This is a genomic window from Natrarchaeobius oligotrophus, from assembly GCF_003841465.1.
Classification (GTDB): domain Archaea; phylum Halobacteriota; class Halobacteria; order Halobacteriales; family Natrialbaceae; genus Natrarchaeobius; species Natrarchaeobius oligotrophus.
In genome coordinates, this window is the sequence record NZ_REFZ01000001.1 from 79,797 (window position 1) to 104,771 (window position 24,975).

The 24,975-nt window shown below is 67.0% G+C and carries 24 protein-coding genes; 16 read left to right on the plus strand and 8 right to left on the minus strand.

Features of this window, described 5'->3' with window-relative positions; translation table 11 throughout:
• Positions 1–135: 135 nt before the first annotated feature.
• The 5 genes from EA472_RS00460 to EA472_RS00480 all read left to right on the plus strand — a co-directional run bounded on the left by EA472_RS00460 (position 136) and on the right by EA472_RS00480 (position 6,373).
• Complete coding sequence (locus EA472_RS00460) at positions 136–1,317, plus strand: sugar phosphate nucleotidyltransferase (protein ID WP_124189557.1); 1,182 nt, start codon at positions 136–138, stop codon at positions 1,315–1,317.
• Positions 1,317–3,119, plus strand: coding sequence for a glutamine--fructose-6-phosphate transaminase (isomerizing) (gene glmS, locus EA472_RS00465; RefSeq protein ID WP_124189558.1), 1,803 nt, complete (start codon positions 1,317–1,319; stop codon positions 3,117–3,119). Before EA472_RS00460 ends, glmS begins: the two co-directional genes overlap by 1 nt.
• Positions 3,120–3,232: 113 nt before the next feature.
• Entirely contained in the window at positions 3,233–4,180 is a 948-nt protein-coding gene (locus tag EA472_RS00470) for a rhomboid family intramembrane serine protease (protein WP_124189559.1), read from the plus strand.
• A 418-nt stretch (positions 4,181–4,598) separates the two neighbouring features.
• Positions 4,599–5,393: an endonuclease V gene (locus tag EA472_RS00475; RefSeq protein ID WP_124189560.1), complete on the plus strand. Its 795-nt coding sequence runs from the start codon at positions 4,599–4,601 to the stop codon at positions 5,391–5,393.
• Positions 5,394–5,521: 128 nt separating this feature from the next.
• A complete protein-coding gene (locus tag EA472_RS00480; RefSeq protein ID WP_124189561.1) occupies positions 5,522–6,373 on the plus strand; it encodes a LolA family protein in 852 nt (283 codons plus the stop codon).
• A gap of 24 nt (positions 6,374–6,397) precedes the next feature.
• Here the strand turns inward: EA472_RS00480 and EA472_RS00485 are convergent, their stop codons facing one another.
• From EA472_RS00485 to EA472_RS00495, 3 genes are all read right to left on the minus strand, one after another.
• The gene (locus EA472_RS00485; protein ID WP_124189562.1) at positions 6,398–7,318 is read right to left on the minus strand and encodes a mechanosensitive ion channel family protein; all 921 of its coding nucleotides are present in this window, start codon (positions 7,316–7,318) and stop codon (positions 6,398–6,400) included.
• Positions 7,315–7,563 carry a YhbY family RNA-binding protein gene (locus tag EA472_RS00490; RefSeq protein ID WP_124189563.1) on the minus strand — a complete coding sequence of 83 codons (249 nt, stop codon included), beginning with the start codon at positions 7,561–7,563 and terminating at the stop codon, positions 7,315–7,317. Before EA472_RS00490 ends, EA472_RS00485 begins: the two co-directional genes overlap by 4 nt.
• Positions 7,564–7,652: 89 nt before the next feature.
• Positions 7,653–7,931, minus strand: coding sequence for a ribonuclease P protein component 4 (locus EA472_RS00495; RefSeq protein WP_124189564.1), 279 nt, complete (start codon positions 7,929–7,931; stop codon positions 7,653–7,655).
• Between the two features lie 88 nt (positions 7,932–8,019).
• Here EA472_RS00495 and EA472_RS00500 point away from each other — a divergent pair, with 88 nt between their 5' ends.
• Positions 8,020–8,430, plus strand: coding sequence for an acyl-CoA thioesterase (locus tag EA472_RS00500; RefSeq protein WP_124189565.1), 411 nt, complete (start codon positions 8,020–8,022; stop codon positions 8,428–8,430).
• A gap of 152 nt (positions 8,431–8,582) precedes the next feature.
• Here the strand turns inward: EA472_RS00500 and EA472_RS00505 are convergent, their stop codons facing one another.
• From EA472_RS00505 to EA472_RS00520, 4 genes are all read right to left on the minus strand, one after another.
• The gene (locus EA472_RS00505; protein ID WP_394341334.1) at positions 8,583–9,383 is read right to left on the minus strand and encodes a class I SAM-dependent methyltransferase; all 801 of its coding nucleotides are present in this window, start codon (positions 9,381–9,383) and stop codon (positions 8,583–8,585) included.
• Between the two features lie 7 nt (positions 9,384–9,390).
• Positions 9,391–10,290, minus strand: a complete 900-nt coding sequence (locus tag EA472_RS00510; protein WP_124189566.1) for a thiamine-phosphate synthase family protein — start codon at positions 10,288–10,290, stop codon at positions 9,391–9,393.
• Between the two features lie 240 nt (positions 10,291–10,530).
• The gene (locus EA472_RS00515) at positions 10,531–11,916 is read right to left on the minus strand and encodes a HEAT repeat domain-containing protein (protein ID WP_124189567.1); all 1,386 of its coding nucleotides are present in this window, start codon (positions 11,914–11,916) and stop codon (positions 10,531–10,533) included.
• A gap of 72 nt (positions 11,917–11,988) precedes the next feature.
• A complete protein-coding gene (locus EA472_RS00520) occupies positions 11,989–12,714 on the minus strand; it encodes a protein sorting system archaetidylserine synthase (RefSeq protein WP_124189568.1) in 726 nt (241 codons plus the stop codon).
• Between the two features lie 128 nt (positions 12,715–12,842).
• Here EA472_RS00520 and EA472_RS00525 point away from each other — a divergent pair, with 128 nt between their 5' ends.
• From EA472_RS00525 to EA472_RS00565, 9 genes are all read left to right on the plus strand, one after another.
• Positions 12,843–13,280 carry a cupredoxin domain-containing protein gene (locus tag EA472_RS00525; RefSeq protein WP_124189569.1) on the plus strand — a complete coding sequence of 146 codons (438 nt, stop codon included), beginning with the start codon at positions 12,843–12,845 and terminating at the stop codon, positions 13,278–13,280.
• A gap of 308 nt (positions 13,281–13,588) precedes the next feature.
• On the plus strand, positions 13,589–14,518 hold the full coding sequence (locus EA472_RS00530; protein WP_124189570.1) for a sulfide-dependent adenosine diphosphate thiazole synthase: 930 nt from the start codon (positions 13,589–13,591) through the stop codon (positions 14,516–14,518).
• Between the two features lie 231 nt (positions 14,519–14,749).
• A complete protein-coding gene (locus tag EA472_RS00535) occupies positions 14,750–17,272 on the plus strand; it encodes an AAA family ATPase (protein WP_124189571.1) in 2,523 nt (840 codons plus the stop codon).
• Between the two features lie 172 nt (positions 17,273–17,444).
• Positions 17,445–18,242 carry a DUF7001 family protein gene (locus tag EA472_RS00540; RefSeq protein ID WP_124189572.1) on the plus strand — a complete coding sequence of 266 codons (798 nt, stop codon included), beginning with the start codon at positions 17,445–17,447 and terminating at the stop codon, positions 18,240–18,242.
• Between the two features lie 69 nt (positions 18,243–18,311).
• The gene (locus tag EA472_RS00545) at positions 18,312–20,078 is read left to right on the plus strand and encodes an ABC transporter substrate-binding protein (protein WP_124189573.1); all 1,767 of its coding nucleotides are present in this window, start codon (positions 18,312–18,314) and stop codon (positions 20,076–20,078) included.
• Positions 20,078–20,914 (plus strand): phosphatase PAP2 family protein, encoded by an 837-nt coding sequence (locus EA472_RS00550; RefSeq protein WP_124189574.1) that lies wholly within the window; start codon positions 20,078–20,080, stop codon positions 20,912–20,914. The genes EA472_RS00545 and EA472_RS00550 overlap by 1 nt, the downstream gene beginning before the upstream one ends.
• 592 nt (positions 20,915–21,506) lie before the next feature.
• Positions 21,507–22,160 carry a DUF7504 family protein gene (locus tag EA472_RS00555; protein WP_124189575.1) on the plus strand — a complete coding sequence of 218 codons (654 nt, stop codon included), beginning with the start codon at positions 21,507–21,509 and terminating at the stop codon, positions 22,158–22,160.
• A gap of 200 nt (positions 22,161–22,360) precedes the next feature.
• A complete protein-coding gene (locus tag EA472_RS00560) occupies positions 22,361–23,113 on the plus strand; it encodes a ribonuclease H-like domain-containing protein (protein ID WP_124189576.1) in 753 nt (250 codons plus the stop codon).
• Between the two features lie 119 nt (positions 23,114–23,232).
• The gene (locus EA472_RS00565; protein ID WP_124189577.1) at positions 23,233–23,628 is read left to right on the plus strand and encodes an acyl-CoA thioesterase; all 396 of its coding nucleotides are present in this window, start codon (positions 23,233–23,235) and stop codon (positions 23,626–23,628) included.
• Between the two features lie 24 nt (positions 23,629–23,652).
• Here the strand turns inward: EA472_RS00565 and EA472_RS00570 are convergent, their stop codons facing one another.
• Positions 23,653–23,943 (minus strand): HalOD1 output domain-containing protein, encoded by a 291-nt coding sequence (locus EA472_RS00570; RefSeq protein WP_124189578.1) that lies wholly within the window; start codon positions 23,941–23,943, stop codon positions 23,653–23,655.
• Between the two features lie 329 nt (positions 23,944–24,272).
• Between EA472_RS00570 and EA472_RS00575 the strand changes: the two genes are divergently transcribed.
• Positions 24,273–24,974 carry a DUF7547 family protein gene (locus tag EA472_RS00575; RefSeq protein ID WP_124189579.1) on the plus strand — a complete coding sequence of 234 codons (702 nt, stop codon included), beginning with the start codon at positions 24,273–24,275 and terminating at the stop codon, positions 24,972–24,974.
• The last annotated feature ends 1 nt before the right edge of the window (position 24,975 follow it).

The window sequence follows — 24,975 nt, forward strand, 5'->3', positions numbered from 1 at the left end:
CGGACGATCGTCGATCGGTTCGCCGGACCGAGTTCGAGCGTGTCGCCGATCGGGAGAATCATCGAAACGAGTACTATCAACGCGTCTTCCGGTTCGTTGAAGCATTATATGGATCGCCATGGCCGATACTGGCAGATGACCGATCCGACCGCCGTCGTCCTCGCCGCCGGGGAGGGAAAACGACTCCGTCCGCTCACTCGCCATCGGCCCAAGCCCATGCTCTCGGCCGGCACGTGCCCGATCGTGGAGCACGCACTCGACGCCGTCATCGACGCCGGAATCACGTCGATCGTCGTCGTCGTGGGCTACAAGCGAACCGACGTTCAGTCGCATCTCGGCCCGACCTACCGCGACGTCCCGCTGACCTACGCCGTCCAGGAGAAACAGTTGGGGACGGGACACGCCGTGTTGGCCGCGCAGTCCCACGTCGACGGGCCGTTTCTCGTGGTCAACGGCGACCAGGTCATCGACCACCGGATCGTCCGCGACGTCCTCGAGGCGCACGCCTCGAGCGACGCCGTCGCGACGCTCGGATTGCTTCGCAGAGCCGACGTGAGCGACTACGGGGGCGTCCTGGTCGACGACGGGACCGTTACCGAGATCGTCGAGGGGCCCCGGGACGACCGCGACTACCGACTCAACGCCGGCGTGTACGCGTTCGAGACGGACGTTTTCGATGCGATCCGCCGGGCGAGGCCGCGGGCGGGTGAACAGCTGATCGTCGACGCGATCGAGCTCCTGATCGACGAGCGCGACGGGGTTCGCGGCGTCGAATCCGACGGATTCTGGGCGGATGCGACCTATCCCTGGGATCTCCTCGACGTGGCCGAGACGATCGTCGAGAACGGCGGACGAACGGATCGACCGGGAGACGAGCCGTCGATCTCGGTCCACGACTCCGCGGTGGTCAGGCCGCCGATCGTCGCGGCGACCGACTGCGAGGTCGGTCCGAACGCGGTCGTCGGACCGAACGTCACGCTCGGGACGAACGCGACGATCGGCTCGAACGCCGTCGTCGAGCGCTGCGTCGTCGATACGGACGTCCGCGTCGGCGCGAACGCGACGTTGATCGACTGCGTGATCGGGCGGGGCGTTCGAATCGGAGCCGGCACGGTCGTCCCCGGCGGGCCGGGCGACGTTCGGGTCGACGATCGAATCCACGAGGATCGACGGCTCGGCGCGCTCTTCGGCGACCGCGTCGAGGACCGCGGCGGAGTGCGGTACGTTCCGGGTGCGATCGTCGACGCGGACGCCGTCGTGCGTGCGGGCTCGGTCGTCAGCGGACGGAACACGTACGTACGGACGGTGGGTCGCTGATGTGCGGGATCATCGGGTACGCCAGTCCGGACGCCGAACCGGCCGGGGACGTGCTGCTCGACGGTCTCGAGCGCCTCGAGTACCGGGGCTACGACTCGGCCGGGCTGGCGGTCGCGAACTCGACGATCGAGGTGTACAAACGCGCCGGCGAACTGGCCTCGCTCGAGTCGACCCTCGACGGGACGGACCTCGTCGGCTCGGTCGGCATCGGTCACACGCGCTGGAGCACGCACGGGCCGCCGACCGACGAGAACGCACACCCCCACACCGACTGCGAAGGACGGGTGGCGGTGGTCCACAACGGAATCGTCACGAACGCCGAAGCGCTTCGCGCAGAACTCGTCGAAGCCGGCCACGTCTTCGAGAGCGACACCGACACCGAGGTCGTTCCCCACCTGCTCGAGGAGTTCCTCGATCGGGACCTGAGTCCGGAGGAAGCGTTCGAATGCACGCTCGAGCGGATCGAGGGCAGTTACGCGATCGCGGCGGTCGTCGCGGGCGCGGACGCCATCTACGCGACGCGGCGACACTCCCCGCTGGTGCTCGGCCTCGACGGAGAGACGACCTACCTCGCGAGCGACGTCCCCGCGTTCCTCGAACAGACCGACCGGGTGATCTACCTCGAGGACGAGCAGATCGTCCGGCTCGCACCGTCCGAGCTCGTCGTCAGGGACGGCGAGGGATCGGTCGTCGAACCGCCCGTCGAGACGATCGACTGGGACCCGGAGGACGTCGGCAAGAGCGGCTACGACCACTTCATGCTGAAGGAGATCTACGAGCAACCCCAGGCCGTCCGTCAGGCCACCCGAGGACGGGTGTCGGAGTTGGATGGCACGATCGAACTCACCGCGTTCCCGACGGCGATGCGAAACGAACTCGATCGCGTCCAGTTCGTCGGCTGCGGGACGTCGTACTACGCGACCCGGTACGGCGCGGCGCTGCTTCGCGAGCGCGGCGTTCCGGCGCAGGCGTTCGTCGCGAGCGAGTACGGGACGGAGCGGGTGCCGACGGAGGACGGGACCGTCGTCGTCGGGGTCACCCAGAGCGGCGAGACCGCCGACACGCTCGCCGCGCTCAGGGACGCAAACGGCGCAGGCGCGACGACGCTCGCGGTGACGAACGTCGTCGGTAGCTCCGCGGCTCGCGAGTGTGACGCCGCCGTCTACGTCCGCGCGGGGCCGGAGATCAGCGTCGCCGCCACGAAATCGTTCGCCAGCCAGCAGGTGACGCTCGCGACGATCGCGAGCGCGCTCGCGGACGGAACGGACCGGCCGTTTCTCGAGTCGATCCGGGATCTCCCCGCGCAGGTCCAGCGCGTGCTCGATCGCTCGAACGCGCGGGACGTCGCCGAGGAGCTCGTCGGCGCGGACGCCTACTTCTTCATCGGCCGCGGATACCAGCATCCGGTCGCCCTCGAGGGCGCGTTGAAGATGAAAGAGATCACCTACGAGCACGCCGAGGGGTTCCCCGCCGGCGAGTTGAAACACGGCCCGCTCGCGCTGGTGACCGATCGAACGCCGGTCGTCGCGCTGGTGACCGGCGGCGACGATCTCGTCGAGAAAACCCTCAGCAACGTCAGGGAGGTCGAAGCCAGGGGCGCGCCGGTCGTCGCCGTCACCGACGACCCCGACGGCGTCGACGGCGTCGCGGACCACGTCCTCGAGGTGCCGGAAACGCACCGATACCTGGTACCCGTCCTGACTAACGTCCAGCTCCAGTTGCTCGCGTACTGGACGGCGAACCTGCTCGATCGCCCGATCGACAAACCGCGAAATCTCGCGAAGAGCGTCACCGTCGAGTGATCGGATTTCGGACTCGAGGAAAACCGAGCGGCGATCGCGCTCTCGGCGGCCGGACGCTCCCCTCGTGGAGAGAACCCCAAACCCCTTAGCGACGCCGCACATACCCCCGGCCAATGGCCAAGTGCGACGCGTGTGGGAAAGACGAAAGCATGCCGTACAACTGCCGGCACTGCGGCGGGACCTACTGTGCCGAGCACCGGCTGCCGGAGAACCACGGCTGCTCGGGACTGAAGGACTGGGACGACCCGAACGGCGTCTTCGACAGCGGTTTCGACGACAGCGTCCAGACCGGCGGACGGTCCTCTTCCGGCGGATTGCTCGCGAAGCTCCCGATCGACACGGGGCCGGGCGGGCCGCTCGCGTACTTCCGCGGGAATATGACGTACACGATTTTGCTCATCATCTGGGTGACGTGGGCCGCCCAGATTCTCGCCTTGCTCGTCGGCGGCGGGGCGCTCCACCGATCGCTGTTCGTCCTGACGCCACAGAATCCGGAGTACGTCTGGACGTGGTTCACCTCGATCTTCGCTCACGCGCCGCCGCCGAATCTGTTTCACATCGTCTTCAACAGCATCGTGATATTCTTCTTCGGCCCGCTCGTCGAGCGCTACGTCGGGTCGAAGAAGTTCGCGATCCTCTTCGTCGTCAGCGGCGTGCTCGCCGGGCTCAGTCAGATCGGGATCCAGATCGCCCAGGGGTACGCGGCGATTCCCGGCATCGGTGGCGTCCTCGGCGCCAGCGGGGCCGCGCTCGCGATCATGGGCGTCATCACCGTGTTGAACCCGAGCCTCAAGGTCTACCTCTATTTCATCCTCCCCGTCCCGATCTGGCTGCTCACCGCGGGGACGGCCGTCATCAGCATCTTCTTCGTCGGCACCGGCGGCGGCGGAAACATCGCACACATGGCCCACCTCGTCGGTCTGGTGATCGGACTGGCCTACGGCGAGTACGTCAAACGGACGCAGAACGTGCGCGCCCCGAATCAGTTCCAGCTCGGCGGCGGTCCAGGCGGTCCCGGTGGCCCAGGCGGTCCGGGCGGTCCCGGCCGTCGTCGGTTCTAGGCCCCCTCGAGCGTCCATCGGTGCGACGGTCGGTCGATTCGCGTTTCTGCGCAACTCGAGCGCGCTCGGCGATGAACTGACCCGGGAGCGGACGGACTCGTTCGATTTTTCGGTGGAAGCGCTCTCGAGGAGCGCCGACGCGATCCGTCGACGGTTTCGAGGAGCGGTGACGCGAACTCCGAAGGGGTTTCTCGAGGCGATGCGGATGACTTCCACCTATACTTCTACTCTCGAAGTAATTTACTTCGATGTTCGAAGTAATGGGGAATCGGGCTCCCCGACCGTTCACGGAGACGCGACGGCTCAGTCGGATCGACCGCACTCGAGGTCGCCGCCGTCGAACGACCGTCGATTCCGGGCTCGACCGCCTCGACACCACACGACTGATTTTCGTCGCCCACCAATCGGCGCACGACCGATGACCCCGCCCCCACCGCCCCGCCCCGACCTCGCGCCCGACGCCGATCTCGAGCGCGAGGAGATGGAGACGATGCAGCGCGAGATCGCCGCCGCCGCGACGTTCGAAGACGACTTCTCGTTCGATCCCGACTCGCTCTCGAATCCGCTCGAGGCGTCCACGAGCGGAGCCGAACCGCCGGTCGTCGCGGGCGTCGACCAGTCGTTTCTCGTCGACGCCGAACCGGAGCGCGCACTGAGCGCCGTCGTCGCGATGCGGGCCGGCGAAGTCGTCGAGCGCGTCCACGCCGTGACGCCGCTGGAGATTCCCTACGTTCCCGGATTGCTCGCCTTCCGCGAGGGCGGGCCGATCCTCGCGGCGCTCGCCGAGCTGTCGGTCGAGCCCGACCTGCTGTTGTTCGACGGCAGCGGGCGCATCCACTTTCGTCAGGCGGGCATCGCCACGCACGTGGGGGTCGTCCGCGACGTCCCCTCGATCGGCGTCGCGAAGAGCCTGCTCTGTGGCCGGCCGCTCGAGGACACGGAGAATCTGCCGGTCGGAACTCGCGTTCCGATCGAGGCGAACGGCCGGGTCGACGCGCCCGCGGGGACGCTACTCGGCTACGCGGTCCAGACGCGTCAGTACGACTCGCCGGATCGCTCGATCAACCCGCTGTACGTCAGCCCCGGCCACCGCGTCGGTCCGGAGACGGCCGCCGACGCGGCCCTCTCGCTCGCGGCCGCCTACAAGCTGCCGGAGCCGGTTCGGCTGGCGGACGCCTACGCCGACGAGGCGAAGCGAGAGGTCGACTCGTGACAGGCGGCTCCCGATCCGTCCGCGAGATGGTCGCCGGCGTCTCCCTCGGTTCGACGAAACCGCCACGATCGTGACGCCGGTCGACAGGATGGAAACACTTAGGACGCTTCTTCAGATGATTGCAGGTGATGACCGCCCGAAAGATCGTTCTCGTCTGGTGTCTGCTCGCGGTCGTCGTCCTCCTCGCAGGCTGTAGCCTCGTCGGACCACCCTCCGCCGACGAGCCCCGCGAGAGTACCCAGCCGGGGGCGGAGGTCGATACCGATCCCGACCCGAACGACCCGGAGCCCGATCCGGCGGCGCTGTTCGAGGCGGCGTTCGTCCACGGCGACGACCTGATCGACGTCAGCGGCGTCAGGACGACGGAGATCTCGGACGGGGACGAAACGGCGACGGAGGTCGTCTCGGTCGCAGAGCGTCCGTACGTCGAGTACCGGAGCGAGATCCTCGAGTCGACGCGCACGGACCGCGACGGAGACGTCTACGTTTCGAACGCGACGTCGTCGTGGTGGTACGATCCGTCCGCGAACGCGGCTCGCTACTACCAGAGCGACGAGCCGTTCGAGAGCGACGACGTCCGGGCGGCGCGGGCCGAGCAGGCCGAACGCCAGCTCGCGCTCTACGACCTCGAGTACCGCGGCACGGAGACGGTCGCGGACCGCGAGACGCACGTCCTCGCCGTCGAGGCGAAAGACGAGGCGGTCGAGGACGGCATCTCGATCCTCGTCGGCGACACGGAGTTCGTCTACGCGCTCGAGACCGTCGATCCGACGGAGGAAGTCGTCGTCCTCGAACAGCGGCTGTGGATCGACGCGGAGTACGACTACCCCCTCAAGGAGGAGCTGCGATTCGAAGGGGAGGACGGCGAGCGCCACACGATGGTCGAGCGCTTCGACGAGGTGACGTTCAACGACGACCTCCCGGACGACGAGTTCGACTACGAGCCGCCGGAGAACGCGACGATCTCGGAGATCGAGTGAACGGTGACGGCGGTTCGTCTCCCGTTAGCTGGTCGGAACGGGTGAGTCCCGATCGGCCTCGAGTGCCAGCCCGCTCTCGAGCGTCCGGACGGGGTAGGGAATGTCGATTCCCTCCTCGTCGAAGCGCTCTTTGACGGCGGTGACGTACTCGCCTTTGATCCGGACGAAGTCGGCTCGCGAGGGATCTTCGATCCAGAACCGCGACTGGAGGCCGACGTCCGAGTCGCCGAGTTCGGTGAGCCGGACCGACGGCTCGGGATCGTCCGCGATGTCGGGGTGGCGCTCGGCCTCCTCGGCGATGATCTCGGTCGCCCGGTCGATGTCGTCGCCGTAGCCGATGCCGAAGACGAACTTCAGTCGGAGCCGGTCTGCGTCGACGGGGTTTTTGAGGACGTTCTCGGTTAGCTGCGAGTTCGGAACGGTCAGCAACTCGTTGTCGAACGTCCGAACGCGGGTCACCCGGAGGCTGATGTCCTCGACGACGCCCGCGTGGTCGTCCCACTCGATCCAGTCGCCGATCTTGAACGGGCCGTCGATGTAGATGAACACGCCGGCGACGAAGTTTCGGATGACGTTCTGCATCGCCAGCCCGACCGCGAGCGCCCCCGCGGCGGCGATGCCGGCCATCGAGACGAGGAAGTTGCCGAAGTCGGCGGCCCCGAACGCCACCGCGACGGCGACGAAGATCACGCCGAACTTCGCGACCTTCAACAGCGGCCTGCGGGCGTGGCGATCGAGGTCGCGGTGGTCGAACGCTCGGGTCAACAGCGGGATGACGAGCAGCCGGCCGATCAGGTAGACCACCGCGAACGCGACGACGAACAGGATCGCCCGCTCGAGCGCCGCGGCGGCGGCCGCGCTCCCCACGACTCCCTCGGCGAGGTCGGCGACGACGCCGCCGGTTTCCGGATCGGCGGCCTGCGCGATCGCAGGGCCGGCAGTCATCGATACAGGACGGCCGTGTGTCCGCGCGTATCCACGAGGTCGGCGTTCACTCGCTCGGCGAGATCGGCCGCCTTCTCCTCGGTCGGATCGCCCGCGCGGGCGGCGCGCAGGAACTTCACTTTCACGAGGTCCCTGTCCGAGAGCTGATCGTCGAGTTCGTCGACGACCGATTCGATGCCGCTCTTGCCGACCCAGACGGTGACGTCGAGGTCGTGTGCGCGTCGCTTGCGTTCCTGTCGGTCCATAGCCGCGAGTAAGGAAGCCTGGTGGTTTGAATCTTCGCGAAACGGAACGCGCGACCCTCGCGCGGACAGTGTCGAAGGCGACGGCCGAGTCACTCCTCGTACGGATACCTCGCGTGTGCGCCGCAGTCGCAGGTCACGACGACGTGACCGTCCTGGAGCCTGACGCGGGCGTTTGCGCCCGGTCGGAGGTACGCGTCACAGGAGTCGCAGGTGAAGCGCCGGAACGATCGCGGCAGGGACAGCCGATTTCGTTCGGCGATGCGACGCGCCAGGCGAACGTAGTACCGCGCGCGCTCGTCGTCGCCGTCCGCCGCCGCCGCTCGAGCCAGTTCCTCGAGGCGATCGATCCGTTCGGCGGCGACGTCCATACCAGGGATTTCGCCGGTCGACGTATTGATGTTGCGTTCTCTCCGGAACCGGTGCGTACATCCGTCTCACTCGCGACCCACGACGTGCATGAGCGAGGAGTTCACCGTCGAGGTTCCCGTCCAGTTTCGCGACCTCGACCCGCTGAATCACGTCAACCACGCCACGTACGCGAGCTACCTCGAGACGGCCCGCCTCGAGTACACCGAGTCGGTGCTCGAGGTTCCGCTCGACGAGCTTTCGTTCGTCGTCGCGAACCTCGAGATCGACTACCGACGGCCGCTCACCCTCGACGACGAGCCGGCCGTCGCGCTTTGGGTGTCGGAACTCGGGGAGTCGAGCTGTACGATGAGCTACGAGATTCGAGCCGACGGCGACGTCGCCGCGACGGCGGAGACAACCATGGTTCACCTGGATCGGGAGGCGAATCGTCCGACGCCGATACCCGAGGCCGTCCGCGAGCGGATTCGCGAGTACGAAGGACTCGATTCGCCGGAGTAGCGCAGGCGCGTCTCGAGGCGACGGAGTGGCAGGGTTTCGCCTCGAGGGCGGTCGAGACGACAGCGTACAGTTCCCGGGACGACAGCGTGTGGCTCGCGGAAGAACGCGTGCGGTTCGCGGGACAACGGGATCGGACGTCTTTCCTCGATTCGTCACTCGCCGCGGCGGTCGCCTTCCGCACCGCCGGGGAGTCGGCTGCCGGTCAGCCGAACGACGCCGAAGACGTGCGTCTCGTCGGCGACCGCCGCCGACCGCTCCCGGAGCCGTCGGTGGGCGGCGTCGATCTTCGCGTCGAGACGCAGGTGAGGCGCGTTCTCGTATCGGAGTTTCGTCGTGGGCGGCGTCGAGAGGACCACGATCGCCCGAAAGACGGCGTTGACCGGCGGCGCGTACCACGCGTCGCTTCGCGCGGCGTTCGCGAGCACGACGTGGCCGCCGGGACCGACCGCGTCGCACCAGTCGTCGACCGCGCCCGCCGGATCCTCGAGCATACCGACGACGAACGTCGCGAGGATCGCGTCGATCCCGTCCGTCGCGTCCGGGACTGCCACCCCGTTTTCGTCCGCCGCTCCGTCGCCGTCCGCCGACGCTCCGTCGAGCCCGATCGGCGGCCGCGTCGCGTCGCCGCGGACGACGTGGACGTTGTCGTAGGCGGCGGTCGCCTCGCGCGCCCGCTCGAGCACCGGCCCCGTGAAGTCGACCCCGACGACGGTTCCGTCGGAGCCGACGCGCTCGCGGAGATACGGGAGGTTCGCCCCGGTTCCACAGCCCATCTCGACGACGGTGTCGCCGGGCTCGAGCCGGCAGGCGGCCGCCGCCCGCCGCCGCAGGCGCGCAACGCCGGGGGTTCGACGAGCGATCACGTCGTAGAGGCCCGCCCAGCGGCCGTAGAACTCCCGGGCGTCCTCCGTCGACATCGACCGCAGCGTCTCGAGTTTCGACGTTCGATCCATCGTCGTCTCAGAGCAGCGTCCTGACGTCGTCCGCGACCGATTCCGCGTCCGTGCCGAGGACGTAGATCAGCGGTTCGATCCCCATCCCGCCGGTCTGGTAGAGCACCGTCGCCTCGGGCACCTCGTCGACGGCCGCGCCGACGCTCGAGACGACGTCGTCCGACTCGTCGAACTCGGCGGTCGTGTGTCCCATCTCGGTGAGTCGATCCAGTAACGTGGGACTGTAGGCGATGTTGACCGCCGCCGAGACGTCCGCGTCGTGTCGTCGCGCCGCGAGCAGGATCGTCGCGACGTGCTCCGAGACGCCGAACTCCGGATCGGCCGGCACCGTCGCTTTCCCCTTGACGTCGAAGATCCGACCCGGAACGCCGGCGACGTCGTCGACGTCCTCGGCGTCGGGCGTGCAGGCCACCAGGTTCGAGCCCACCGCCGGGATCAGCGCCGTGAAGCCGCTTGCGTTCTCGAGGATTCGCAGTCCGCGCCGGAGCGACGAGAGCACGCGCTCGCTCGTTCGAAGGTCGCTTTCGGGATCGTGTACGCGAAAGCTCGAGCCGTGATCCGCGAGTTCGGGGACCCCCTCCTCGTGGAGCTGTGCGAGCAGGTCGCCGCCGGTCTCGAGTTCGCGGATCAAGATCTCGATTTCGATCAGTGCGCGAACGGGCGTGACGTCGCCTGCGGCCAGTCCGTCCGCGAGCTCTGCGACCAACGTCTCGATGCGTTCGTCGCCCGCGATGCGATCGTTGACGGTCACGTCGCCGTGTGCGTACTTCGAGACGGCGCTCTGGCTGATTCCGAGGACGTCGGCGACTTCGCTCTGCGTGAGACCTCGCTCGCGAAGCTCCGCTGCGAGCATCGATCTGACGGTCGGCAGGAACTCATCGACGACGATCTCTTCGACGAATTGCATTCGTTATCCGGACGTACGGACTCGCGCCGGATAACTGTGCGCCCCCGGCCGGATACAGTGGTGACGTCGACCGTCTCATCCCGACTGCCGTCGGTCGGTTCCGGAGCGACCGCGAGCCGTCCAGCGGTCGATCGGAATAACGGCACGCCAGACCGTCTCGTACGGATTACTGTCCCGATGTACCGGTGCACCCGCCGCCCGGGTCGCAGGTGCGCCGGAACTGACGTACGGTAAACCGTCTCAGGCCGCCGGCTCGAGGTCGGCTCGCTCGGCTTCGGCCTGGACCAGGTACGCGCGGTCGTCGGCGTAGTCGGCGACGATCTCGAGGGCATCCCGGGTCCCGATCTGGTTGAGCGCCCAGGCGGCGCTGGCGCGGACTCGATCCTCGTCGTCGGTCTCGAGCAGGTCGGCGAGGGGGTCGATGGCGCGGGTGTCCCCGATCAGCCCGAGCGCTCGAGCGGCCCAGCTTCGGACGTCGGGATTGTTCTCGGCGAGCTGGTTGGCGATCGGCTGGACGGCCTCCTCCGCGCCGAGTTCTCCGAGCGCCCTGAACGCCGGCTTCTGGAGGTCGGGATTGGAATCGACGTAATCGAGCAGCGTGTCGACGACCTCCTCGTCGGCGATCCCGATCTTGCCCAGGACGGCCATCGCGTCGGTGTCCCGGCGGCCGGCCTGCTGGAGCATCGGATCGATCGCCTCCTCGGGCCCCATCCGCGTGAGCGCCTCGAGGCAGTGTTCCTCCATGAAGTCAGAATCGAGGCTCTCGTAGGCCAGCAGGATCATCTCGACGTTGCCGCGCTTTTCGTGGACCTTGAGCGCGTGCCACTCGGGCGGGAAGTCCTTGACGTGGTCGAGAACGTCGTAGAACCCCTCGCGTCGGAGCTGCTCGCGCACCTCGAGGTCGGTCCAGGCGGTCGCGTCGTCGACGTCTCCCTCGAGGTCGTCACAGCGCTCGAGCAGCGCCGCGATCGTCTCCGCGTCGTCGTCGGGATCGAGGGCTGCGTCCTCGACCGTCGCGGTGACCGCCTCGAGGGCCTCGGAGAGTCGTTCGGGGACGTTGCCCTCCTCGTCCGCCTTCTCGCCGAGTTCCGCGCCGCTTGCGGGCTCGAGGTCGTCGGCGGTCGAGACGTCGCTTCCGAGCAGGTCGTTTACGTCCGCGAGGAAGGAGTCGACCGCGTCGATCAGCTCCTCGTCGCCCTCGACGGTCCAGCGCGTTCCCGTGATCGTGCCCTCGACGCCGTCGATCTCTCCGACGACGTCCTCGGCGTACGGACCCCGTTGGTCTTCGAGGTCCGACTCGAGGTCCGAGAGGTCGTCCTCGAGTTCGTCGTAGGTCTCCTGAAGCTGCTCTTCCGGCGTCGGCTCGTCGTCTTCGTCCTCGTCGTCGTCCGTCTCCGGCGGATCCGGGATTTCGATGTCCTCGAGGTCCGCGCGGACGTCTTCGAGGTCGGCCTCGACGACGTCGAGGTCGTCCTCGGTTTCGGCCGCCTCGAGGTCGTCGGACCGGGACTCGACGTCGCCACGCACCGACTCGAGCCGGTCGCGGATCGACTCGAGATCGACCGACGCCGACCCCTCGGCATCGTCGCCGTCCGGCTCGTCACCGTTTGCGCCGTCTTCGCTCATGCTCTCACCCTCGCTGTGCGACGATGGCGACGCGTGACAGTGTCCATACGCTACGGTCGTGTCAGGATCGCCCTAAGCGTTTCCATGCACGTCCGTTTGCGCCGGCGCCGGCTCCTCGCGCCAGTAGAACCAGGGGCTGAGCGTCATGTAGGCCATTCCGAGTATCAGGAGTGCGAAGGGAAACGAGCGGTTGGCGAACTCGGGGACGAGCACCGCGAGGACGTGGACGACGCCCATGATCCCGGCGTCGCGGGCGAGCAGATCGGGGTACTCGATCCGCGAGACCATCAGGTAACAGAACGCGCCCGTGATCGCGAGCACGAGCCACGGGCCGGCGACGTCCGCGAGGATCGCCGCGCCGAGGATCGTCGCCGCGAGCGTCGTCTGGACGCCCTCGGTGTAGCTGCCGGTGACGTCGTAGGCCGTGTACATCCCGAGTCGCGTGACGGCCGTAGCGACGAACAGCGCACAGACCGCGACGACGAGGAGCAACTCGCTCGTCATCGCCTCGAAGCCGATTCCCAGACCGTCGGTGACGACGACGAACGCGAGGACGGCGGGGGCAACGGCGAACGAGGAGACGTCGGCGAGCGAGTCGAGGTAGGGACCGGCGTCGGTGCCGCCGTACCGGCGGGCGAGGATGCCGTCCAGCCCGTCGGCGACGGCGGCGAGCAGGATGAGTCGAGCCGCGAGGTCGATGTCGACGAACGCGACGACGCACGCGACGAACCCCAGGGCGGCGTTGGCGATCGTCACCGCGTCGGCGACCCCGAGCCGGCCGACGAACCGCGGGAGCATGTTCGCGGATTCGGCGGGCGGGTACCTTACGTGTTTTCGTTTCGCCACGACTCGGCGATCCCCCGGCCGTTTCCGAGCGATCGAGAACGAACCGGGGGGGTTATATTTCGACTACCCCAACTCGGCCCATGCACCGGCGCGTCTACCTCGCGGCCGTCGCCACCGCCGCCTCGAGCGGTCTGGCGGGGTGTACGTCCCTCCTCAGCGTCCTCGACGGCGAACCGTGTGGCGGCGACGACTGCGACATCGGCATGACGCGCACCGAGTTCGCCCCCGTCGAGTACGAGGCCAGCGTCGGCGACACCGTCGTCTGGAAGAACACGAGCGACGCGGACCACACCGTGACGGCTCTCGACGACGGCATCCCCGAGGAAGCCGAGTACTTCGCCACCGGCGACTACGAGGATCAGGCGACCGCCGTCGACGCCTGGCACGAGTACCGCGGCGGTCGCCTCGGCACCCGCGAGACGTTCGAACACACCTTCGAGGTCGCGGGGACCTACGACTACATCTGCGAACCCCACATTCGAGCCGGCATGGTCGGTACCGTCATCGTCACCGAGTGACGGCCGGCGTCGCCACCGAGCTACCCGGTACGCGTTTTCGGTTGATACATCGTATTCGACGGACTGAATTCTCGTTTTTCTCGACTGACGGTCCCTCGAGTGTACCACACCTCGACGTCGGATCGGCGTCGAGATCACGCGGTCGGCGCGTCCGTTCCGTCGCCAACCGGGATATCCGTGATTACCGACCGATGTCAGTTCGCGAGTGCTGCGTGTGGCTCACCCGTCTTTTCACGGCTGCTGGGCCGAAATATTCGGCCGAGACGGACAGACAGACTTTTCACCACCGGATGCTACCACCTAGTTGTATGAGCGACTTCGAGCAGTTCAGCCAGGTCGGTGAGGCCGACGTGACCCGCGCGATCGGACAGGAGTGGACCGAGGAGTTCATGGACTTCTCGGACTCGGACGTGATCGTCGTCGGCGGCGGCCCCTCGGGGCTGACGGCCGCGAAAGAACTCGCCGAACGCGGCGTGAAGGTGATGGTCGTCGAGAAGAACAACTACCTCGGCGGCGGCTTCTGGCTCGGTGGCTTCCTGATGAACAAGGTCACCGTGCGCGACCCGGCACAGCAGGTCCTCGAGGAACTGGACGTCTCCTACAAGCAGTCCCAGGACAGCGAAGGGCTGTACGTGGCCAACGGCCCGGAGGCCTGTTCCGGGCTCATCAAGGCCGCCTGCGACGCCGGCGCGAAGATGCAGAACATGACCGAGTTCACCGACATCGTCATCCGCGAGGACCACAGGGTCTCGGGGATCGTCATGAACTGGACGCCGGTCCACGCGCTCCCGCGTGAGATCACCTGCGTCGACCCGATCGCCGTCGAGGCCGACCTCGTCATCGACGCCACCGGCCACGACGCGATGGCGATCACCAAACTCGACGAGCGCGGCGTCCTCGACGCACCGGGCATTCAGGACGCAAAAGAGCGCGGGAAGGTCATGGACCAGACAGACGACGACACCTACGGCGCACCCGGTCACGACTCGCCCGGCCACGACTCCATGTGGGTCGGCAAGAGCGAGGACGCCGTCGTCGAGCACACCGGCCTCGTCCACGACGGCCTGATCGCCACCGGAATGGCGACCGCCACGACCTACGGCCTGCCGCGGATGGGCCCGACCTTCGGTGCCATGCTCGTCTCGGGCAAACGCGCCGCCCAGGTCGCCCTCGACGAACTCGAGGTCGACGCCGAGCCGGTCGAACTCACCTCCCGGGCCGCCCCGGCCGACGACTGAGACGGTCTGTTGTACCGGTTTGCCGGCGGGACCCCAGACGGACGCGGCCGCAACGGCATCGGCCGACGACGGTCCGTCCGACGCCGGCTCGAGCGAGTTCTCGCCATCCGAACCAGGGGGTCGAAATAGACCGATAGTGACATTTCGGTTCGACGGTAACGAGCGGTCGATGCAGACACATCGGACGAACGACCGATTCCGCTCGCCGTTTGTGGAGGTGAGCGGGATCGAATGATCCCCGCCGAGATCGACGTCGACAGAACCCTTCCCTCCGGTGGGGCGGTCAAACACGCCCTCGAGTCGTACGCCGAAGCCGCCGTCGGAACGGACGCCGAGATCACGCGCTTTCACCGGGTGTTCTACCCCGTCTTCCGCCTCGAGTACGAGTACGAGCGATCGGGACGACTCCCGTGGGGCGACGGAACCGCCCGCAGCGTGACCCTGCTCGACGGCCTGTGGGCCGACAACCACGCGGCGCTCCAGCAGTATCGAGCGGGGGCGGACGACCTCGAGACGGTGTCGCTCCGGGCGTACGACTTCGGTCGCGATCGGTCCGGGCCCGGTCGGTCCGTCCTGTTCGACTTCCAGGTGCCGACCCAGCGCGCGAAGCGGCTGCTTCCCGAGCGACTGGGCGAGATCGCGGAGTCCCGAGCGTTCGACGATCCGCCGTCGATCGCGTCGTCGTTTTCCGAGCGACTGGCCGAGACGTTCGACCTCCCGGCGGACCTCGAGCCGGACTCGTTCGGCGGCGTCGTCGACGTGACGCGGCTCTATCTTCCGTTTTGGGTCTGTGAGGTGTACCGGCCGGACGACCGCGACCTCATCGGCGTCGTTCGAGACGTCGAAGACGCACGCGGCGACGGCGAATCAGCCCACGACTGGCTCTCGGCGTTCCTGCGCGAGGACAAGGGTCGACTCTCGCGGTTCGCCCACACGGCGACCGGACGAGCCGCCCCCTCCGAACCGGTCCGGGACGGGGCCGGATCGAGCGACGGGAATGACGCGAGCGGCGACGGATCGACGGACTCGCCGGACGGTTCCGCGGACGGTCCGGCTGATTCGTCCGACCGCGTCGGGGACGGCCGGTCCGTTCCGAACCCGGACCAGGGGTCCCGATCCAGCGAGCCGGTTCAGCCCGACGGTGCCGAGCTCGAGGCGCGGACGCTCGTCGATCCGAGCCCGGACCGGTGTTTCGGCGACGTCGGCGGCATGGTCGAACTCGAGCGGACCCTCCGGCGGACGATCGTCGATCCCGTCCGCCGGCCGGAGGCGTTCCGGGAGTACGGACTCAATCCGGTCTCCGGCGTCCTCCTGTACGGCCCGCCGGGGTGTGGAAAGACCTACGTCGCGGGGGCGCTCGCCGGCGAACTCGACCGTTCCTTTCTCGAGGTGACGCCCGCGGACCTCTCGAGTAAGTACATGGGCAAACCCGCCGAGAACGTCCGGGACGTCTTCTCGATCGCGGAGGCGAACGCTCCCTGTCTGCTCTTTCTGGACGAGATCGACGCGATCGCGAGCGCCAGGGAGGACCGGTCGAGCACGAGCGAACGCGGCATGGTCAACCAGTTGCTGACCGAACTCGAGGACGTCTCCGAGGAGGTGCTCGTCCTCGCGGCGACGAACTTGCTCGAGGACGTCGACGACGCGATCGTTCGGACGGGCCGGTTCGACGAACGGATCGAGGTGCCGCCGCCGGATCCGCCCGCGCGCCGGGAGATCCTCGAGATCCACCTCCAGGGGCGGCCGGTGTGTGCGGACGTCGACCTCGAGCGCGTCGTCGAGCGGACGGCCGGCTACGCCGCCAGCGACCTCGAGTACGTCGCGACCGACGCGGCCCGTCGAGCGCTCGGCGACGGCGCGGAGATCGATACCGAGCACCTGCTGGCTTCGGTCTCCGAGACGGACTCGAGCGTGCCGGACTGGGCCGGCTCGGCCCTCGGAACCGCCAAGACGATCACCCAGCCCGACGGCGTCGAGTTGAGCGCGCGGTCGCTGATGACGCCGTCCGTCGACCGCGGGTTCGACGACGTCGGCGGGATGGACGGGCTGAAAGATCGGCTCCGGGAGAGGGTGATCGATCCGCTCGAGAACGCACAGCGGTACGCCGAGTACGGACTCGGCGTGACGACCGGCGTCGTGCTGTACGGTCCACCGGGGTGTGGAAAGACCTACGTCGCGGGGGCGCTCACCGGCGAACTCGACTGTTCCTTTCTCGAGGTGACGCCCGCGGATCTGACCAGCAAGTGGATGGGAAAGCCGGCTCAGAACGTCTCGGACCTGTTCGAGATCGCACGAGCGAACGCGCCGTGTCTGGTCTTCCTGGACGAGATCGACGGGATCGCGGGCTCGCGCGGCGAAAGAGAAGGGGCCAGCCAGCGCCAGATGGTCAACCAGCTGTTGACCGAACTCGACGGGCTGACGGACGAGGACGTCGTCGTGGTCGCGGCGACCAACCTGCTCGAGGACGTCGACGACGCGATCCTCCGATCCGGCCGATTCGACGAGCGAATCGAGGTGCCGCCGCCCGACGCCGCCGCACGACGCGAGATACTCGAGGTTCACCTTCGAGACCGGCCGGTCGCCGACGGGCTCCCGTGGGAGGCGGTCGTCGAGTACACCGACGGCTACGCGGCGAGCGACCTCGCGTTGCTCGCGGACAACGCCGCCCGCGCGGCGATGCGAGCCGGCGACCGCGTTCGCGAGCGCCACCTCCTCGAGGCGGTCTCCGAGACGGGGTCGAGCATCGACGGCTGAGACGGTCTGCTGGAACGATCCCTGCCGGTCCGTCTGAGGGCGCGGAAGACGCCGATTCGCGACGGGCTCGAGCATCGGTGGCCGCGACGCCAGGCGGGCGCACCGACCGAACGCCCGTCCGGACCGCCGGCCAACCGCAAAGGTTTCACCCGGTGGTACGACTAGGGAATACATGGTCGATCGAGTCGTTCTCTATCGGGCCCCCTCGGCCGTCGCCGACGTCGGCGAACTCGCGGACTGGCTGAGGCGGCGAATCGACGCAGACGTCGTCGTCCGCGACCGATTTCTCGAGGTCCACCGGAGCGACGACCTCCCCGAACGGTTCGCGCAGGCGCGCGTGACGTCGCCGTACGACCGCGACACGGGAAATACGATGCTCGGAACGATCCGCTACGAGGAGCGCGCGCTCGAGGATCCCGCGCGGGAGGGCGGCGTCCTCTACGACGGCGTGGTCGTCCAGCGGGCGCTCAACGCCGCGTTGCCGGCGGACGAACGCGGTCTCGAGACGCTGCACGTCGCCGTCCTGGACCGGGCGATCGGAACGTGGGGGGACCACGACGGCCGCTGGCACAAGCGGGTGAACGTTCTGGGCCAGCCGGCAATCGTCTCGGTTCCCGGCCTCTACGAGGCGCCCGCGAAACCCGAGTCGTACTACGAAGAAAAGCAACGCCACGCGCTGCTCTCGGGGGATACGCCGCCGCGGGAAGTCCTCGAGAACCAGGTCGAAGGCGAGTTCCTCGTCGAGGACGATCCGCGGACCACCGACGCGCTGAAGGGGTACGCGCTCCAGCCCTACCACTACCTCGAGACGGGCGAGGGGTTCTGCGATCGGGAGGGGTGTCGGCTGTTCAACGCGCACTACCACGAAGCGCTGATCGAAGCGCAGCTTCGCGATCCCTCCTTCTGCGAGCGACACGCCCGACTGTACGAGCCGTCGGCCGAATCAGGAGCGGCGAATGACGCGGAGTGACCGCGTTTTCGTTCGTGCGTACAACGCAATACTGTTATCCGAAAGCGGCGAACAGTCGATCGAACCTCGATGACTGGCTCCGTTTCGGACGGCTGCGATAGACCCCTCGTCGGTCGCAGAGCGGTGCTCGCGGCGACGACAGGGCTGACGGTCGGGACGAGCGGGTGCGTCCGTCGCGTCCGCAGCATCGTCAACCGGGACGGGATCGATCAGCTCTCGCTGACGATCACCACCGTTCCGGCCGACGGCGACAGGGAGAGCATTTTGCTCGCACGAGCCGTCCGAGCCGCGTTCGAAGACGCCGGAATGGACGTACGCATCGAGATGCGTTCTCAGGAGGAGTTCTTCCGATCGGTCCTCATCAACCACGACTTCGACGTCTACGTCGGCCAGCATCCCGGCGGCGTCGATCCGGACTACCTCTACGAGGCGCTCCACTCGCGCTACGTCGACGAGGCGGGCTGGCAGAACCCGTTCGGCTTCTCGAACCTGGCGTTCGACGACGTTCTCGAGGCCCAACGTGCGGCCGACGGGGACGACCGCGAGGAGGCGGTTGCAGACACTCTCGAGGCGCTGGCGGCCGAACAACCGTTCGTTCCGATCTGCGTCCCCGACGAGTACCGCCTCGCCAGGACCGACCGGTTCGACGGCTGGGACGACGCCTCGCTCGCGACCCGGACGGCTCTCCTCGGGCTCGAGCCGGTCGGAGACGACGCCGACGATCGGACGCTTCGCGTCGTCCACACCGACGCCCGCCCGGCCGAGAACCTCAATCCGCTGATGGTCGAGTACCGCGACCAGGGCGGGATCGCCGACCTCGTCTACGACTCGCTTGCGACGGAGACCGACGACGGTGACGTGACGCCCTGGCTCGCGACCGACTGGGAGTGGGACGACGGAACGATGACGGTCGATCTTCGCGAGGACTGTCAGTTCCACGACGGCGAGACGCTCACGGCCGAGGACGCGGCGTTCACCTATCGGTTTCTCGCGGACACGACGCTCGGCGGCGACGTCGCGGCGCCGTCGCCGCGCTATCGCGGCCGCGTCGCGTCGGTCGAGTCGGTCGACGACCTCGACGAGCACCGTCTCGAGCTGTCGTTCGAAACGGGAGCGCCGGCGGCGGAGCGAGCGCTGACGGTGCCGGTGTTACCGAAACACGTCTGGGAGGAGCGATCGGAGGTTCCGTCCGTTCCGGGCGTCCGCGTGGCCGGCGGAACGACGGAGGCGCTGGTGACCGACAACGTTCCGCCGATCGGGAGCGGCCCCTTCCGGTTTACCGAGTGGCAAGAACGCGACTACGTCGCATTCGAGCGCTTCGACGACCACTTCACGCTCGAGGACGGCGTCGACCGTCCCGAGCCGACCGTCGCCGCGCTTCGGGTGAGCATCGATCCGCGAAGCACGTCGGCCATCGAGCGCGTCGCCGACAACGACGCCGACGTTACGACGCTCCCACTCGAGAGCTACGTGGTCGACGACGTACTCGAGTCCTCGAGAGAGGACGTTCGGGTGCTCGAGACGCCGTCGTGGTCGTTCTATCACCTGGGATTCAACGCCCGGAAAGCGCCGTTCGGCAATCCGCGATTTCGGCGCGTCGTCGGCCGCCTCCTCGACAAGGAGTGGCTGGTCGAGGACGTCTTCGACGGACACGCCCGCCCCGTCGCGACGCCGGTGACGCCGGAGTGGGTCCCCGACGCGCTCGAGTGGAACGGCGAGGACCCCGCGGTGCCGTTTCTCGGCGAAGGCGGTCGACTGAACGAAACTGCCGTGAGAGATGCGTTCGAAGACGCGGGCTTTCGACACGACGGCGATCGACTCCGGGTGAGTCGCTGATGCTGGTCCGCGTGCTCACCCAGTTGCTCGTCGTCATCACGCTGTTGACGATCGTTTCGACCGCGGCGTTCGTCGGCCGGTACCGGCTGCGCGATACCCGCCTCGAGTGGCGGCGACGACTCCGGGCTGTGGCTCCGATAACCGTCCTGCTGGCGGTCGTCCTCCTGTTCAACAGCGTCGCCAGACAGGTCGTCCCGGAGCTTTCGTGGATACTCGACTGGAACCTCACCTGGGCGATCTACGATCTCGAGGGCCAGTTCATCGTCTGGCTGCAGTCACAGGCGACGCCGACGCTGACGGCGTACTTCTCGTTCATTTACATCTACGGCTACATCTTCTTGCTCGTCTTTCCCGTCGTCGCTTACTTCGCGCTCTCGAACACGAGACCGCTCAGGGAGCTGCTGGCGGCGTACACGCTGAACTACGCGCTCGGACTGGTGCTGTACGTCTTCATCGTCGCGTACGGCCCGCGAAACGTGATGCCCGAACTGGTCGAGGCGCTGCTGTACGATACGTATCCGCAGTATCAACACCTCACCCGGCAGGTCAACCGCAACACGAACGTCCTGCCGTCGCTTCACACCTCGCTCGCGGCGACCGTCACGTTCATGGCCTACCGGACGCGGGGCGTCTACCCCGGCTGGTTCCTGCTCGCTACCGTCCTCGGGATTTCGGTCGCCATCTCGACGATGTATCTCGGGATCCACTGGGCGATCGACGTACTCGCCGGGATCGCCCTCGCGTACGTCAGCGTCACGGCCGCGGCACGACTCGTCGGCCGGTGGTCGGCGTCGACGTGGCTCCGAAATCGCGTCTCGTCGATCCGAAAACGGTGAGCCGGGACGGGGGCGATGAGTACACGTTGAGAGCGCGATCACGTGGTGTCCCCATACGCAACCGCTCGCTCTCCAACCCGTTACAGTCCAGCTCTCTCACGGTCTCCTCGTCCCGTCTCGGTGGCGGCTCTCGAGCGGATCGACTCGACTGCCGTGAGCGACGCCGAGAACGCTCGTCGCATTCCACAACGCGACCAGAAGGGTACGAGGGCAGGAGCGCCCCTTCACCAGCGGACGATCGGAATGGTGGGTGACGAGGAAGTCGTCTCGTCCGGGCGGTCGCGCTGGCAACGACGATGTGCCCACTTCCCCGTCGTTCGTACGTTCACGTCCACTAACATAAATTTGTTGGATAGTTAAAATGATCGGTCGCGGTCGCCACTCGAGGGCGACCGAGAGAGACGCGATGAGTTGACGACACCGACCGACGACGGTCCTCGGCCAGCGAACTGTCGCCCGCGGCTGTCGAATCCGTTCCGTCCACGGAGGGATGGTACATCGTGTCGGCGGTGAGAACACAACGCGTCGACTCACTTTTTCGAAGGGTTCTGGCCGCAATATTTATTTTATTCTTTCTCGTTTGTTGGGTCGAATGGAAAGTAAATCGGGGAATATGGGGGTCGAACGAGCGACGTTCGCACAAACGCTGGACACGCTCAAGCGTGAGGGGAGTAATCTCTTGCTCGTCGGGAGCGGGACTGCGGACGCCCACACCGCGGCCTGTCACCGCCTGTGTGGCGAGTCCGCCGGCGCGTCACGATACAGGGTCGTCGTCACCGAGGACGCGAGTCAACGCGCCCACAACGACTGTCCAGCGAGCGAACCGACGGTGACGATCGAGTTTCCGGTCGACGACCGAACGACCGAAGGGGAGACGTCGGGCGACGAACGGACGTCGCTCGGTCGACTCGGACTCGAGATCATCGAGACGATCGACGAGTTCGACACGGACGCGGGCGGCCTCGAGCCGTCCGAACTGCGCGTGTGCGTCGATTCACTCGTGTCGCTGCTGCAGAACTACGACACCGAGGAGGTGTTCCGACTGTTACACGTCACGACCTCGCGGATCGATCAGAGCCGCGGGATGGGCCACTACCACCTGGCGGTGTCGCGCGACCACGAGGCCGTCTCGCTGCTCGAGCCGATGTTCGATGCGGTCGTCGAACTCCGGACCCGCGACGGCGTCCACGAACAGCAGTGGCACCTCCGGGATCGCGACGCGAAGACCGACTGGGTTCACCTGTAGCCGGCGCTGTCGGCGGGGAGCGAGCGTTTCCCTCGAAACGTCGAGCCCGAACCGAGGGCGTGAATCGATCGCGGTCGGCCGCCCGAGTCCCGGTCGACTCGACGCCGGGTTGTGCGAACGGCACCCGACGTTCTCCCCCGACGCGGGCGTCGTGACTGGCCATCCAAGCGCTTTTATCGCTTCCCTTCCCTCTGGACGGTGTGCGAATCGAGAACAGCTTCATCCCCGTTCGCGGCGTCGGAGAGGCCACCGAACGGCGGCTCTGGACGGAGGGTATCACTCACTGGGACGAGTTCGACGGGAGCGTCGTCGGCGACACCCTGGCCGATCGGATCGAGCGGTTCATCGAGGAGGGCAGAACCCACCTCGAGCGCGGCGACGTCTCCGTCTTCGCGGAACGACTGCCCGCCGCCAGTCGGTGGCGACTGTACGAGAACGTTCGCGACGACGCGTGTTTCCTCGACATCGAGACGACCGGCCTCGACGCGACGCGAAACGACGTCACGACGGTCACGCTCCACCGCGGCGGCGAGACGAAGACGTTCGTCAACGGCGACGACCTCACGGTCGAGCGCCTCGAGACGGAACTCGAGCGATCGGCGCTTCTGGTCACGTTCAACGGCCGACGGTTCGACGTTCCCTTCCTCGAGACCTGCTACGACCTCGACGTGACGGTTCCGCACCTCGACCTCATGTATCCCTGCAAGAAACTCGGTCTCGGCGGCGGGCTGAAGGCGATCGAACGCGAGCTGGGAATCGATCGCGGACTGCCCGATCTGAGCGGTCGGGACGCCGTCCGCCTCTGGCACCAGTACGAACGCGGCGACGACGATGCACTGGAGACGCTGATCGAGTACAATCGGGCGGACACGACGAACATGGAGCCGCTTCTCGAAACCGTAACTGAGCAGTTGCACGAGCAGGTGTTCGAGGCCGCCTGTCCCGATCGCTGAACGTCCCGGTCTGGAATCAGTGAACTCGACTGACGTTCGACAGCGACCGGCGATCGAAGGTCGGTACGGCCGTCGACCCGAACGGCAATCATACGGTGGTGCATCACACTCTCTTCGACATGAGCGACTACGACTACGAGGTACGCATCGACGTGCGACTTCGCGACGTCGACTTCATGGGTCACGTGAACAACGCCGTCTACGCGACGTATCTCGAGCAGGCGCGAGAAGCGTACTTCACCGACGTTCTCGACGTTTCGCTCGTCGACGTCGGAACCGTCCTCGTCAACCTCGAGATCGAGTACGCCAGACCGATCGAATCGGACGCGACCGTCACGGTCGCACTCGGCGTTGCGGAACTCGGAACCTCGAGCGTGCCGATCGAGTACGAGATCCGTGCGGACGGCGAACGGGCGGCCACCGCCCGGACGGTACAGGTGGTCGTCGACGACGAAACTGGAGAGTCGCGTCCGCTGCCGTCGGAGTGGCACTCTCGAATCGAAACACGGCGGTGATCGGTCCGCCGGTTCGACGAGCGGTCAGCCGTGATCCGGTAACTCTCGGATCTCGACGTCGCCGTCGCTCGAGACGACGACCAGATACCCACAGTAGGGAAACTCGACGTGACCGGTCGTTCGCGCCGTCCCGTTCGCTCGGGGCGCAAACAGCGAATCCAGTGCCTCGGGATTGATCGTTTCGTAGAGTGCGTCGTACTTCGGCGGTTCGATGTCGATCGGATCGACGCCTTCCCGTTCTGCGATCGCAGCGATGATCTCGAAGCTGAGTGACTGGTCCGAATCCGCCTGCGAACGATCGACTGAGAGTAGCATTAGCCGGACTCTTTCCGTTCCAGGATATAAATCCTCTGGCCTCAATCTGTGCTTGTAGTACAGGTGTGGCCCCCAGGCCACACAACTGTACATTAGTAGAATAGTTATGCTTCCAGAACGGTTTAATATTAGTACAGTCCCGCCATCCGAAACGGTTTTGAAAGAAACGTTCACTCGAGGGTACCTAAATTTGGACCGCCACAGCGATTTCACGCGAGTCACGCCGTCGGTTCGGAGCGATCGAACCCCGCGAGCCGGCCGCAAGCGAAGACCGGCGTCCGCACCGATTCGATCGGCTCGTTTTTCATGCGGGCCGCCGTAGTGACGATATGGCCGACACCGACGAGGAACTCGCCGAAGCCATTCGGGAGCTCGCACGAACGATCGACGAGCTCTCCCACGAACTCGAGTCGCCCCGGCGTCGTCCACCGCTTCGTCCGCCGACGCCGCGCGAACTGCTTTCGTTCACCGACGAGGTGGCGATTCCCGCGCTACTCGCCATGCTGAACTCGAGCGTGCGCGCGCTCGAGGCGTTTCAACGCGGTATCGAGATCGTCAGAACCGAGCGGGAGGTGAGAGATCGAACGTCCGACGCCGTCACCGTCTCGAGCGATCGGGCGAACGAACTCCGCCGGACGACGCTCTCGCGTCTGGACACCGTCCTGTCAGAACTGCAGCGCGCGACGTCCGAGGGGACGCTCCCCGCGGACGATCGGGCGCGATCGTTGCTCACCGACGCCCGCGAGCTTCGCGACGAGGTCGACGAACGGCTCACAGACGCGACCGACGAACTCGAAACGCGGGAGTCGTCGACGGGTGCAGTCGAGATCGACGTCGAGAGCGGACGCCCGGACGACGACGGCTCGAACGTCGACGTCGACGCCGAACTCGAGACGCTGAAGGATCGGTACGGACCCGACGATCCGGACGTCGCGGCCGACGAGTCCGACGGCGGCGACGCCGACGAAACCGCTACCGACGACGGAACCGGAGACGACGGCGGCGACGGAACCGGGACCGAGGAACCGTAGG

Excerpts from the sequence above, each read along its gene's own strand:
- EA472_RS00460 (WP_124189557.1), top strand. The coding sequence starts at position 136 with ATGACCGATCCGACCGCCGTCGTCCTCGCCGCCGGGGAGGGAAAACGA.
- glmS (WP_124189558.1), top strand. The coding sequence starts at position 1,317 with ATGTGCGGGATCATCGGGTACGCCAGTCCGGACGCCGAACCGGCCGGG.
- EA472_RS00470 (WP_124189559.1), top strand. The coding sequence starts at position 3,233 with ATGGCCAAGTGCGACGCGTGTGGGAAAGACGAAAGCATGCCGTACAAC.
- EA472_RS00475 (WP_124189560.1), top strand. The coding sequence starts at position 4,599 with ATGACCCCGCCCCCACCGCCCCGCCCCGACCTCGCGCCCGACGCCGAT.
- EA472_RS00480 (WP_124189561.1), top strand. The coding sequence starts at position 5,522 with ATGACCGCCCGAAAGATCGTTCTCGTCTGGTGTCTGCTCGCGGTCGTC.
- EA472_RS00485 (WP_124189562.1), bottom strand. The coding sequence starts at position 7,318 with ATGACTGCCGGCCCTGCGATCGCGCAGGCCGCCGATCCGGAAACCGGC.
- EA472_RS00490 (WP_124189563.1), bottom strand. The coding sequence starts at position 7,563 with ATGGACCGACAGGAACGCAAGCGACGCGCACACGACCTCGACGTCACC.
- EA472_RS00495 (WP_124189564.1), bottom strand. The coding sequence starts at position 7,931 with ATGGACGTCGCCGCCGAACGGATCGATCGCCTCGAGGAACTGGCTCGA.
- EA472_RS00500 (WP_124189565.1), top strand. The coding sequence starts at position 8,020 with ATGAGCGAGGAGTTCACCGTCGAGGTTCCCGTCCAGTTTCGCGACCTC.
- EA472_RS00505 (WP_394341334.1), bottom strand. The coding sequence starts at position 9,383 with ATGGATCGAACGTCGAAACTCGAGACGCTGCGGTCGATGTCGACGGAG.
- EA472_RS00510 (WP_124189566.1), bottom strand. The coding sequence starts at position 10,290 with ATGCAATTCGTCGAAGAGATCGTCGTCGATGAGTTCCTGCCGACCGTC.
- EA472_RS00515 (WP_124189567.1), bottom strand. The coding sequence starts at position 11,916 with ATGAGCGAAGACGGCGCAAACGGTGACGAGCCGGACGGCGACGATGCC.
- EA472_RS00520 (WP_124189568.1), bottom strand. The coding sequence starts at position 12,714 with ATGCTCCCGCGGTTCGTCGGCCGGCTCGGGGTCGCCGACGCGGTGACG.
- EA472_RS00525 (WP_124189569.1), top strand. The coding sequence starts at position 12,843 with ATGCACCGGCGCGTCTACCTCGCGGCCGTCGCCACCGCCGCCTCGAGC.
- EA472_RS00530 (WP_124189570.1), top strand. The coding sequence starts at position 13,589 with ATGAGCGACTTCGAGCAGTTCAGCCAGGTCGGTGAGGCCGACGTGACC.
- EA472_RS00535 (WP_124189571.1), top strand. The coding sequence starts at position 14,750 with ATGATCCCCGCCGAGATCGACGTCGACAGAACCCTTCCCTCCGGTGGG.
- EA472_RS00540 (WP_124189572.1), top strand. The coding sequence starts at position 17,445 with ATGGTCGATCGAGTCGTTCTCTATCGGGCCCCCTCGGCCGTCGCCGAC.
- EA472_RS00545 (WP_124189573.1), top strand. The coding sequence starts at position 18,312 with ATGACTGGCTCCGTTTCGGACGGCTGCGATAGACCCCTCGTCGGTCGC.
- EA472_RS00550 (WP_124189574.1), top strand. The coding sequence starts at position 20,078 with ATGCTGGTCCGCGTGCTCACCCAGTTGCTCGTCGTCATCACGCTGTTG.
- EA472_RS00555 (WP_124189575.1), top strand. The coding sequence starts at position 21,507 with ATGGAAAGTAAATCGGGGAATATGGGGGTCGAACGAGCGACGTTCGCA.
- EA472_RS00565 (WP_124189577.1), top strand. The coding sequence starts at position 23,233 with ATGAGCGACTACGACTACGAGGTACGCATCGACGTGCGACTTCGCGAC.
- EA472_RS00570 (WP_124189578.1), bottom strand. The coding sequence starts at position 23,943 with ATGCTACTCTCAGTCGATCGTTCGCAGGCGGATTCGGACCAGTCACTC.
- EA472_RS00575 (WP_124189579.1), top strand. The coding sequence starts at position 24,273 with ATGGCCGACACCGACGAGGAACTCGCCGAAGCCATTCGGGAGCTCGCA.